Origin of the sequence: Moraxella boevrei DSM 14165 (assembly GCF_000379845.1) — a bacterium.
Classification (GTDB): Bacteria; Pseudomonadota; Gammaproteobacteria; order Pseudomonadales; family Moraxellaceae; genus Faucicola; species Faucicola boevrei.
In genome coordinates this window covers 1-10930 of sequence record NZ_KB903785.1, presented here as the reverse complement: position 1 = coordinate 10930, position 10930 = coordinate 1, and the positions used below count along the sequence as shown (strand labels likewise).

Here is a 10930-nt window from a genome sequence, read left to right as displayed (position 1 = left end):
CAGTTATACTACACAGCGTTATAGGAGTGTTTTATGCTTGCTTTTTCGTCGTTACACTGTGACCGCCTTGCCATTTATCCGCCTGCTGTATCGTTTGGGCGGGTGTTTGTATTGGCAAATTTGGTGTTATTGTCAGCGTGTCAACCACCAGCAAAACGCCAAGAAACATCAGAAAAAATCCAACTTGAACAATCCTTTGCGACGAATTCAACCAACAATCTTAGCCAAACTACCGACAATTTTACCACATCCGCCAGTCAAACCATGGCATTTGCCAGTCAGGTGAGTGATGATATGAATGATGCCAATGATGAAATTGACGATAAGCGTCATGAACCTGATGGCATCGATAGCGATGCGTTAAATATTGAAGAAACGCGTACCATTCGCATGGCAGACGGCTCAAGGACGGCAAATTCGCATTTGGACACCATGTTGCAACATTATGCGATGAACCAATTTTTGCCAAATGGTGAAGAAAGTGAAGACTTTCAGCAAGCCTACCTTGCCAGTATTTACACCATGCGATATGCCAAAAGCCAAAGCGTGGATAACCCCAAAAATCCTGATGTGGTTTTTGCCCAAAACATGATACGACATCACCAAGGTGGCATTGACATGGCAGAGATTGAACTAAAATATGGCGAAGATGCAAGCTTGCAACGCCTCACCCAAGACATGATTACCGCCCAACAAAACGAAATTTGGCTAATGCAACATTGGCTCAAAGAAGAAGCCCATCAAGCTAACATCCAAACCACGCTCCACCCAAAAACCGCCAATATTCAACAAGAGTTTACCGACAGTATTAACCAAATGCACGAACAAATGTTGGCAGGGGCAGTCAGTGATGATGCGGATATGGCGTTTATCCAAACCATGTTACCACATCACAAGGGGGCGTTGGCAATGGCTCAAGTTCAGCTAAAATACGGTACTGACCCAAAAATGCGAAATCTTGCCGATAACATCATCATGAACCAAATTGCTGAAATCCAGGTCATGGAAAATTGGTTGGCACAACACCGTTAACGGTCAATTAAGAGCTATTAATTAACGATTGGGTGTAAAGTCCGAATACACATCTTGCAAAAACCGCCACGCCTGTAACTGCTCTTCACTGCGATGTTCATCGTCTGCTAGCGTGGGCAACACAATATTAAGTTGTAAAAATAAATCGCCTGCAGTTTTGGCAGGAATGCCTTTACCTTTTAAGCGTAATTTTGTGCCTGTGCGACTGTTTTTTGGCACATTGACAGTTACCTTGCCAACAGGGGTTGTTACCGTGATTTCACCGCCAAACACCGCTTCCCAAGGGGCGACATCCACGGTCAAAAATACGTCTTTGCCCACTACTTTTTCACGTTCATTGTGCTGAAATTTTACTGTCAAATACAAATCACCATTTTTCGCCCCATATGCTGAGGGATTGCCTTGTTTGGCAAGGCGGATTTTTTGCCCTTCGGCGATACCTTTTGGGATTTTTACTTCAATGGTTTTATCTTGATATTGCGTGCCTGACATGGTTTGCACAGGGATGCTGAGCGTGATTTTACGAGTTGCCCCTTGATAACTGGCCTGCAAATCCACCGAAATATCACTGTGAATATCATCACCTTTCATACTATTCTGGCTGTTTTGGCGTTGTTGTGAACGACCGCCACCTGTAAAATTGGCAAAAATATCTTCAAAACCAAAGCTATTACCACGGTTAAAGCCTGAATTTTGGTTAAAACCGCCAAAACTACCACCAGCACCGCCAAATTGACGTAAAATCTCGTCCAAATCTTCTTGGCTCATGCCCTGCGAACCGCCAAAACCGCCACCAGCAAAACCACTAAAGTTATTCGCCCCATTGCCAAAACCGCCGAATGGATTGTTTAACATCATGTCGTATTGAGCCCGTTTTTCGCTGTCTTTGAGTGTCTCATAGGCGTTATTAATTTCACCCATTTTGGCGTCAGCATTGGGGTCTTTGCTGACATCGGGGTGATATTGACGCACAAGCTTACGATAGGCTTTTTTAATCTCGTCTTCGCTGGCTTTTTTGTCAATTCCCAAAATCTCATAATAATTTTTTTCTGCCATATAAATCCTTTAAATTTTGTGAAATTACAGGTAATATAGTGGCAAATGTACGAATTTCAATTTTTTGCTAATTTTTGGAGCTATTATGACAAAAATCGCCTTATTAGACTATGGCATGGGCAATCTACACTCGGTAGGCAAGGCTTTAAGCAATGTCGGAGCTGACGTCATCATCACCCACGACCCAAAACAAATCCAAGCGTGCGACAAAATCGTCTTCCCCGGCGTCGGAGCGATGAAAGACTGCATGGCAGGTATGGCAACGGCAGGGATTGACGAGGTGGTAAAACAAGCAGTCTTTAACAAGCCTGTCATGGCAATCTGTGTCGGTATGCAAGCGTTATTTGAACAATCCGCCGAAAATGGCGGTGTGGGTTGTTTAAAAATTTTACAAGGAAATGTGAGTAAATTTGATGAAAATTTGCACCAACAAGGCGAAAAACTCAAAATTCCGCACATGGGTTGGAACACCATTCACGATATGGACGACGCACATCCGCTTTGGCAAGATATCGCCGACAACACGCATTTTTACTTTGTGCATAGTTTTTACTGTGAGCCTGCTGACCCTACGATTATCTCGGCTCGCTGTGAATACGGCATTGATTTTTGTGCCAGTATTATCAAAGAAAATCTATTCGCCACCCAGTTTCACCCCGAAAAAAGCCACACCGCAGGTTTACAACTGCTAAAAAACTTTGTACAATGGCGTATTTAAACCAATTAAAAGGGTAGAGCGTGACTTTTTGTTAAAACTATGCTCGCACAATTTCGCCTGTTAACGCATCACGGATTTGGCTGGGTTGACTAAAGTTTAATGTGTTATCTTGTAAAAAAGCCATATTTTGATAATTGGCAAAATATTGTTGAGCAGTTTGTAAATCATGTGCAGGTAAAACATTGCTTAAATTACAACTGGTTGACGTTAAAAAACCGTAAGGATTGTTGGCAGAAATTAAACTTTCACAAACTTTGCTAATTAGCGGATGTGAAATTAAGCGTATGGCTAAATTTTCTCGTCCACCTGTTACCCAAGTTGGTATGGGATTTGGCAAATTTGGGGGTAGAGGGAACAGCCATGTGGTGGCTTGTGATTTTGGCGACAGCCAACTTTCTAAGATAACTTGTTGATTTTGTTTGGGTAAATTTTGCAAAAAATCCTGCATCCTCCCCACATTGGGGACAAGCACTATCAAGCCTTTTTCCATAGGGCGATTTTTGAGCTGTAACAAATCCAAAACCGCCTGTTGGTTAAATGGGTTACAACCGATGCCCCACACCGCCTCGGTCGGATAAGCGAGCAATTTGCCATCATTAAGCCATTCACAGGCTTCTTTGTACTGTGTGCTAACAAATAATTTCATGCCCGACACCGCAAATACAAGCCAGCCTGCGACATGGCAAGTCCCATGATTTCTAGCTCAATCAATTGCCCTGACAAGGTGGTTATGCCCAAGCCTGTTTTTTCCACCAAGCTATCCAAATCTTGCCCTACCCAATCCAGTTGATTTAATAAAGTAAATAAATGCTGTGGAATTTGGTTGTCAACTTTTGGTTGAACAATGTGCGTTTGCAAATTTTGGTGCATTTCAATTTGTTGTATTTCAGCTTGTTGAATATGTTGAGTGTTAGGCGGTGGTGTAAAAGTTGAATTTTCCACACTTCCTATATTTTCAGCTTGTTTTGTTTGACTAAACGGTGATTGAAACATGGACAAATCTTCCAAAATTTGTGCAGGGTGGTCAATCAAAGTCGCCCCTTCACGAATGAGCTGATGACAGCCTTTGGCATTTTCATTGTCAATGTGGCTTGGAATAGCAAACACTTGTTTACCCTGTTCATTGGTTAAACGTGCGGTAATCAGCGAACCACTTTGCAACTGGGCTTCGACCACCAACGTCCCTAAACTCAAGCCAGCCACTAAGCGATTGCGTCTAGGAAAATTATGATTATTGGGTGGAGTGTCGGGCAATAGCTCGCTAATTATACAACCACCCGTTTGGATAATCTGTTGTTTTAATTGTAAATGTTGCTTGGGATAACACAGATGAATACCCGTTCCCAAAACCGCCACCGTTCGCCCTTGTTTGGCAGGGTTATTTTGTGCCAATGCCCCTAAATGAGCTTGTTTATCCACCCCTTCCGCCAAGCCACTGGTTATCCACAAACCTTCATACGCCAAAAATTGTGCCATATCAAAGGCGATTTTTTGGGCGTGAGCGGTCAGTTTTCGGCTACCGACAATCGCCAACTGGGGCATGGACATGGCTTGCACATTGCCTTGATAAAACAGTAAGGGTGGTGGGTCGTAAATTTCTTTTAACAAAGGCGGAAATTGTGGATTATCGGCAAAAATAATTTGATATTCCCCGTGTTGTAGTTGTTGTAAGGTGGTTTGTAAAAATTCGCTTTGGCGGTTGTTTTTGATAAATTCGTCAAAACGCTCCAAATGACTTTTGTGCAAATTAAGACTTTGCCAATCGTTATGATTGGCTTGCAAGGCGTGCTGTGCTGTTGTGAATTTGGCAATCAATTTTGTATAACTGCTCAAAGACATATTTACCAGCTGCCAAAGGAGCAAAATGGCTTGTTGCTCAGCCGTTAGCTTGCTATTTGGTGAATGTAAAAAAGAAGTTGGTACGGTCGTCATTTGGTTTTAAGGGGGTTAGAATGATTAAAAAATAGGGTATTGTTAAATAAAGATAGAGTTTAAGGTTTTGCGTTCGGACTAAGCTTGTCGAAGTCTAGGAAAATTGTTATGGTTTGACAAGCTCACCGCGAACGCTTTTCCAAAAAAGTATATTTAATTAACAATACCAAAAATAGGTTCATTATTGATACGATTAAGCTACGAACACTGCGATATCTTAGCATAAATAATTGTCAAAACATAATCGTTTTCATTAATACCAATGCAGTGGTAAATGATTGCGTTATCTAATGCGTTTATATTAACCTTTAAAAACCAAGATTATTTTCGCCGTTGCTCCACAATTAACGAGTCGATGCCATTATTTTGTAAACGGCGTTGGGCTTCCCCTGCCATTTGTGAGCTTGGCATTTGTCGTGAAATCACTTGATACACCATGCTATCATCTGCCAAGCGTTTTTTGACGATTTGGGCGTCCACGCCTGCCATTAACACTTCGGCACGGCGACGGTCGGCATCATCCGCATTATCAAAACTGTTAATCTGCAAAATATAAGTTTTGTCAGGTGACGCATCGACAATCACGGCTTTTTTGCTGGTTTGGGCTTCTAGACGACTTTTGCCAAGCATTGGATTTTCTTTGGCATTGCCTGTTGGCGTTTCTTGTGGAGCGTCGGTCATGAACGGGTTTTGTGCATTGCTCACATTGTTCGCCGTGTCGCTCATTTCTGCATCATCGCTGTTATCCACAGGTTTTTTATCAGTGGATGTTTCGGCGGTGGCGGTCGCTTGATTGATAGGATTGGCTTGATTTTTGCCTGTCACCACCGCATCGGGCTTGGTGGTAATGGCGGTTTGACTGGCAAGCGGTGTGGTTGGCACACCTGTAACTTGTTGTTCTGGTAACAGTTCGTAAAACTCGTATTCGGGCTGTTCGCCTTGAGTGTTTTTCGGCTGGATTTTTGGGATTTCGGTCACGGTTGGGGTGGCTTTGTGAAAAGGGTTCCACAAATACACAAACAAGCCCAATAAAATAAACAACAAAAACCCTACCAATATTTTTGCAAATGTTGCCATACCATTTGACGGCTCTCGTGGGGTCGCACCTTGTTTTGACATGATTTACTCCTAAAATTGATAGGGTTAGTTAAGGCTGATAAATTACATACTTGTTGGAGCGGTTAAGCCCAATAAAATCAAGCCATTTTGTACCACTTGTCTCACGGCTTTTGACAAACGCAGACGAGCTTGCATGAGATTTAGTTCGTCATCACTTGGGGTTTCGCCGTCTTTTGGCAAAATACGGTTATCGTTATACCATGCGTGGAACAAACTTGCTAACTCTTTAAGATAATTGGTCAAAATATGCGGTTCGTATTGCACTGCTGAACGTTGTAAGGTTTCTGGATAAGCAGATAACAAGCTGATTAATTCATTTTCAATCAGTAAATTTAACAAACTTTGTGATTGTTTTGCTATGCTATCATCATAGCTATAGCCACGTTCTTCTAAGCGTTCTAACACACGGCAAATCCGTGCGTGGGCGTATTGGATATAGTACACTGCGTTGTCTTTGCTTTGGGATTTTGCCAATTGTAAATCAAAGTCAATGTGTTGTTCAGGTTTGCGAGCCACATAGTAAAAACGTGCCGCATCGTTGCCGACTTCTTCACGCAACTCACGCAAGGTGACAAATTCGCCTGAGCGAGATGACATTTGCACTTGTTCATCGCCACGCCACAAGGTGACAAACTGCACCAAAATCACGTCCATACGCTCAGCATCATAACCCATTGCTGTTAACGCTGATTTTACCCGCTTGATATAGCCGTGGTGGTCAGACCCCCACACGTCAATAATTTTGTCAAAACCACGGTCAAGTTTATCTTTATGATAGGCAATGTCCGATGCAAAATAGGTAAATTGCCCATTGGCACGTCGCACAACACGGTCTTTTTCATCGCCAAATTCGGTTGATTTAAACCACACATTACCATCTTTTTCGTACAAATAACCCTGTTCATTTAACCGTTCTAACGCAGGAATAATCGCATCTTGAATGGATTTTTCGCTAAACCATTTGTCAAAATGTACGTTAAAATCCGCTAAGTCATCTTGAATATCGCTTAAGATACTATAAAGGGCTTTTTCATGAAAAATACGATAATTATCGCCCAAATTGGCTTTGGCATTGTCAATCAAACCGTCAATATGGGCTTCTTTGTCGCCTGAAACCAGCACTTTCTCACCGTCTTTTTCGCTAAAAATCGCATCGGCAGGCACGTCTTTGACAAAATTTCCCCAACTTGTTTTTAGTTTATCTGAAAACTCTTGGTAAATAGGCTTAGCAATATCTGTGACATAATCGCCACGATAACCATTCACAGGGAACACAATCGGCTCACCACACAGCTCCAAATAACGAATATAAGTGCTGGTTGCCAAAATATCCATTTGCCGACCTGCATCATTGACATAATACTCACGTCCGACTTGGTAGCCGACGGCTTCTAACAAATTCGCCACACTCATGCCAAACGCCGCCCCACGTCCATGCCCAACGTGTAGGCTAGACGTTGGATTTGCTGAGACAAATTCTACTTGGATTTTTTTATCGGCAAAAGTTTGGCTTGTGCCAAAATCGCCTTTTTGTTGCATGATGTTATCTAACACCGCAAAACGAGCGTTGCTATCCAAGAAAAAGTTGATAAACCCTGCTCCAGCGATTTCTACTTTGGCAACGTCAGCATGTTTTGGTAACAATGCCACGATTTTTTCGGCCAAATCACGTGGTTTCATACCAGCGACTTTTGATGCGACCATTGCTAAATTACTGGCAAAATCGCCGTGGGCTTGGTCTTTGGTACGGTTAATTTGACTGTTATTTTGCCAATCGGTGGGTAAAATATTGTCGGCTTTTAGGCTTTCAATTACAAAATCTAAGGATTGTTCAATCGCTGGGACTTGTTCTGACATGGTTTTTCTCTTTAAGATAATAAAATTTAACCCATAGATTATACCAAATAACGCAATTTTTCGCTAAAAAATTACGGCTTTTTGCGATGTTTTTCCATGCATTTTGGCAAATTTTTATTGGTTTTTCGGTAATTATCTTAGCCTATTTTTAAGCAGTTGGGCGGTTTTTAAGTTATAATAGGTAAAATTCAGCGATAAAAGGTGAAATTATGTTTGTACTTGTATCTAATGAAACGATTACCAAAATGGGGATGTATGTGTTACTCCCTGTTTTTATTGGCTTTTTGTTTTTTATCATGTGGGATTTATCCAAAAAAACTGATGCAGGCAAACAAGGCACGTTTTGGATTTTTATCGCATTGGGGGGTGGTTTTTTTGGTTTTTTAATCAAAGTTGTGATTGAGTGGTATTTTGGACGTACGCTATGAGCCACGATACGCTTTTTACCACACCGCTGGATAAATCCGCCCGTTTTAGCTTTGATGAGCAGGTGGTCGCCTGTTTTCCTGATATGATACGCCGTAGCGTGCCAGGTTATGGACAGATGCTTGCGATGCTTCCCATTTTTGCTCGCCGTCATTGTGCCTTTCGTCAAGAAAATGAGCAGGGCGAACGTGTCAGCCGTGTGTATGATTTGGGTACGTCGCTTGGGGCGGTTTCATTTGCACTGGCGGGCGAATTTGACAAAAAGGACTTACAAATTAAGGCGATAGATATCTCAGCACCGATGATTGATAAAGCCAAAACCGTGATGCATGAACATTATCCCGAGCATGATATTGAGTTTATTTGTGAGGATATTTGCAATATCAAGTTACTACCGTGCGATATGATTGTGCTGAATTTGACCTTGCAGTTTTTATCACCTGATGTCAGATTATCGGTATTGCAAAAGTGTTATCAGGCACTTGCCGATGGTGGCATACTCATTTTAACGGAAAAAACCCATTTAGAAGATGAGCAATTTGATGCTTGGCGAGTGGAGCGTTATTACGATTTTAAACGTGCCAATGGTTATAGCGAATTAGAAATTAGTGCTAAAAGAAATGCCTTAGAAAATGTACTCATGACCGATACGCTTGATATACACCATAAGCGATTAAAACAGGCAGGATTTGAAAGAAGTTTAACGTGGTTTCAGTTTTTAAATTTTGCGTCAGTGATTGCGTTTAAATAACCACTCATCATACAGCAACCAATAAATGCTTTACTTACCGTTGTAGCCTTAGAAAAATAACACCCTTAGATGGTGTTTTTAAATCAGTCAGACCAGTAAGTGTGGCGTCACCTTTTTTAATTGAATGAATTTAGTTTTATGAATACCATTTTTCAAGCCGAACAAGCGTTATATTTAACTCTCCTTAATTTATCGCAAAAATATCCTGTGGCAAATGAGTGGCTAACTCAATTACCAAATTGGCTATCGCATATCAAAGACAAGTCCCGATATGCCAATGCCACTTATTATGAACAAGCGGTTTTACGCTTACCAAATTTAGAGAATAAAAATATCAGCCATGATTTTAATTCGCCGTGTGTGACAATGGATTTAGAATTAACTAAAAGAGAATACAAACAAAGCGAAGCCCTGTTAAAAACCCTAATGCCGTGGCGTAAAGGCGGTTTTAAAATCGGTCAAGATGATAATCTTATCCATATCGATACCGAATGGCGTAGCGATTTAAAGTGGGATAGGGTGTTGCCTTATATCTCTGATTTAAAAAATAAACGGGTGCTAGATGTTGGCGGCGGTTCGGGTTATCATGGTTTTAGAATGCTCGGAGCGGGGGCGGATACGGTGATGGTCATTGACCCGTCGTGTTTGTTCTATTATCAGTTTATGGCGATAAAGCATTTTGTCAATAAAAACCTGCCTGTCCATTTTATTCCTGTGGCGTTAGAACAATTACCATTTAGCACTGATAAACAACTGTTTCATACCGTTTTTTGTATGGGTGTACTATATCATCGTGCATCGCCGTTTGATTGTTTATTGCAATTAAAAAATCAATTGGTTAAAGGCGGAGAGTTAGTATTAGAAACGCTAATTATTGACGGCGATGAAAATACCGTGCTAGTGCCAAAAGACAGATACGCTCAGATGAATAATGTGTATTTTTTACCAAGTGTGACAGCATTAACCCTATGGCTAGAAAAAGCAGGATTTAGCGATGTAAAATGCGTGCATATTAATGAAACCACGTTTGAAGAACAGCGTGCAACCGAATGGATGACTTATCAGTCACTCATGGATTTTCTTGACCCAAATGATAATGCTCGTACGCTAGAAGGTTATCCACGTCCCAAGCGTGCGGTGATGATAGCCAAAAAACCTTAGACCACTATCAAAGAGATTATGATGAATATTTTAATCATCGGTGCAGGCAAATTAGGCATTGCTCTTGCCAACACTTTAAAAAATCAGCACCAAATTACCCTTGTCAGCCGTACTCATAAGCCGATTGACGCTGTACATCAACGCATTAAAAATGCCAAAGATTTAACGGCAAATGATTTTAGCATGGCATTTGATGTGGTTTTTGTCATCATTAGTCCTGACGCACGCACGCCAGCTGATTATTACCGCACCTATGTCGCTACAGCTCAGCCAATTTGTGAGAGTTTGACACACATAACAAACAACAAAAATCCGCATTTATTTTATATTTCGTCCAGTCGGGTGTACGCAGAAAGCCCTGAACAACTTATCACTAGCGACACCACACCACAGCCTAATGATGAGCTTGCCAAGCTGATTTATGCCAGTGAATTGATTTATCAAGGATTGCTTAGCCACCGTGTTAGCGTGGTACGTTTGACAGGATTAACCGACTTTTGTCCATTAACAGCATTACACAAAAACGATTGGCTTGCCAAACGTGCAATGACCGCAACCCACATTGATGAATGGCATTGGTTAAACTTGGTGCATCGTGATTTTGTGTAGTGGCATAATAAACCTAGACAGCTGATAAGAGATTATAATACCCCAAACGGAGGCATAATCTCATGACAAAAGTACGTAAAACATACACACCCGAATTCAAATTAGAAATGATAAAACTCATAGAAGAACAAGGGCAAAAACCAAGTAATGTTGCAACCCAATATGAAATAGCCGAATCCACACTCGAAAACTGGCTAACCCGTTATCGCAGAGAAAAACGAGGCAACCCCATAACCAAAGGCAACGCCCTAACTGAAGAACAACGAGAA

12 protein-coding genes are annotated in these 10930 nt (G+C 41.5%); 7 read left to right on the top strand and 5 right to left on the bottom strand.

Going from position 1 to position 10930, the window contains the following annotated elements:
- Positions 1-33 precede the first annotated feature (33 nt).
- Positions 34-1032 carry a CopM family metallochaperone gene (gene copM / locus A3G3_RS0106890; RefSeq protein ID WP_019519806.1) on the top strand — a complete coding sequence of 333 codons (999 nt, stop codon included), beginning with the start codon at positions 34-36 and terminating at the stop codon, positions 1030-1032.
- Positions 1033-1053: 21 nt separating this feature from the next.
- On the opposite strand, the gene A3G3_RS0106885 is transcribed toward copM, so the two are convergent.
- Positions 1054-2088 carry a DnaJ C-terminal domain-containing protein gene (locus tag A3G3_RS0106885; RefSeq protein WP_019519805.1) on the bottom strand — a complete coding sequence of 345 codons (1035 nt, stop codon included), beginning with the start codon at positions 2086-2088 and terminating at the stop codon, positions 1054-1056.
- Between the two features lie 85 nt (positions 2089-2173).
- Here A3G3_RS0106885 and hisH point away from each other — a divergent pair, with 85 nt between their 5' ends.
- On the top strand, positions 2174-2806 hold the full coding sequence (hisH, locus tag A3G3_RS0106880) for an imidazole glycerol phosphate synthase subunit HisH (RefSeq protein WP_019519804.1): 633 nt from the start codon (positions 2174-2176) through the stop codon (positions 2804-2806).
- A gap of 37 nt (positions 2807-2843) precedes the next feature.
- On the opposite strand, the gene A3G3_RS0106875 is transcribed toward hisH, so the two are convergent.
- The 4 genes from A3G3_RS0106875 to argS form a co-directional block, all read right to left on the bottom strand.
- Positions 2844-3452: an L-threonylcarbamoyladenylate synthase gene (locus tag A3G3_RS0106875; protein ID WP_019519803.1), complete on the bottom strand. Its 609-nt coding sequence runs from the start codon at positions 3450-3452 to the stop codon at positions 2844-2846.
- Complete coding sequence (gene dprA / locus A3G3_RS0106870; protein WP_019519802.1) at positions 3449-4738, bottom strand: DNA-processing protein DprA; 1290 nt, start codon at positions 4736-4738, stop codon at positions 3449-3451. Before dprA ends, A3G3_RS0106875 begins: the two co-directional genes overlap by 4 nt.
- A 321-nt stretch (positions 4739-5059) precedes the next feature.
- Positions 5060-5857 (bottom strand): SPOR domain-containing protein, encoded by a 798-nt coding sequence (locus A3G3_RS0106865; RefSeq protein ID WP_019519801.1) that lies wholly within the window; start codon positions 5855-5857, stop codon positions 5060-5062.
- A gap of 42 nt (positions 5858-5899) precedes the next feature.
- Positions 5900-7714, bottom strand: a complete 1815-nt coding sequence (gene argS, locus A3G3_RS0106860) for an arginine--tRNA ligase (RefSeq protein ID WP_019519800.1) — start codon at positions 7712-7714, stop codon at positions 5900-5902.
- Positions 7715-7923: 209 nt separating this feature from the next.
- On the opposite strand from argS, the gene A3G3_RS0106855 reads away from it, so the two are divergent.
- From A3G3_RS0106855 to A3G3_RS13310, 5 genes are all read left to right on the top strand, one after another.
- Entirely contained in the window at positions 7924-8142 is a 219-nt protein-coding gene (locus tag A3G3_RS0106855) for a DUF2788 domain-containing protein (RefSeq protein ID WP_019519799.1), read from the top strand.
- Positions 8139-8891, top strand: a complete 753-nt coding sequence (gene cmoA, locus A3G3_RS0106850) for a carboxy-S-adenosyl-L-methionine synthase CmoA (protein WP_019519798.1) — start codon at positions 8139-8141, stop codon at positions 8889-8891. The genes A3G3_RS0106855 and cmoA overlap by 4 nt, the downstream gene beginning before the upstream one ends.
- A 138-nt stretch (positions 8892-9029) precedes the next feature.
- Positions 9030-10052, top strand: a complete 1023-nt coding sequence (gene cmoB, locus A3G3_RS0106845; RefSeq protein ID WP_019519797.1) for a tRNA 5-methoxyuridine(34)/uridine 5-oxyacetic acid(34) synthase CmoB — start codon at positions 9030-9032, stop codon at positions 10050-10052.
- A gap of 21 nt (positions 10053-10073) precedes the next feature.
- Positions 10074-10661 (top strand): NAD(P)-binding domain-containing protein, encoded by a 588-nt coding sequence (locus A3G3_RS0106840; RefSeq protein WP_019519796.1) that lies wholly within the window; start codon positions 10074-10076, stop codon positions 10659-10661.
- 62 nt (positions 10662-10723) lie between these two features.
- On the top strand, positions 10724-10930 hold a 207-nt coding region (locus tag A3G3_RS13310; protein ID WP_019519795.1), incomplete at its 3' end, for a transposase.

Excerpts from the sequence above, each read along its gene's own strand:
- copM (WP_019519806.1), top strand. The coding sequence starts at position 34 with ATGCTTGCTTTTTCGTCGTTACACTGTGACCGCCTTGCCATTTATCCG.
- A3G3_RS0106885 (WP_019519805.1), bottom strand. The coding sequence starts at position 2,088 with ATGGCAGAAAAAAATTATTATGAGATTTTGGGAATTGACAAAAAAGCC.
- hisH (WP_019519804.1), top strand. The coding sequence starts at position 2,174 with ATGACAAAAATCGCCTTATTAGACTATGGCATGGGCAATCTACACTCG.
- A3G3_RS0106875 (WP_019519803.1), bottom strand. The coding sequence starts at position 3,452 with ATGAAATTATTTGTTAGCACACAGTACAAAGAAGCCTGTGAATGGCTT.
- dprA (WP_019519802.1), bottom strand. The coding sequence starts at position 4,738 with ATGACGACCGTACCAACTTCTTTTTTACATTCACCAAATAGCAAGCTA.
- A3G3_RS0106865 (WP_019519801.1), bottom strand. The coding sequence starts at position 5,857 with ATGTCAAAACAAGGTGCGACCCCACGAGAGCCGTCAAATGGTATGGCA.
- argS (WP_019519800.1), bottom strand. The coding sequence starts at position 7,714 with ATGTCAGAACAAGTCCCAGCGATTGAACAATCCTTAGATTTTGTAATT.
- A3G3_RS0106855 (WP_019519799.1), top strand. The coding sequence starts at position 7,924 with ATGTTTGTACTTGTATCTAATGAAACGATTACCAAAATGGGGATGTAT.
- cmoA (WP_019519798.1), top strand. The coding sequence starts at position 8,139 with ATGAGCCACGATACGCTTTTTACCACACCGCTGGATAAATCCGCCCGT.
- cmoB (WP_019519797.1), top strand. The coding sequence starts at position 9,030 with ATGAATACCATTTTTCAAGCCGAACAAGCGTTATATTTAACTCTCCTT.
- A3G3_RS0106840 (WP_019519796.1), top strand. The coding sequence starts at position 10,074 with ATGAATATTTTAATCATCGGTGCAGGCAAATTAGGCATTGCTCTTGCC.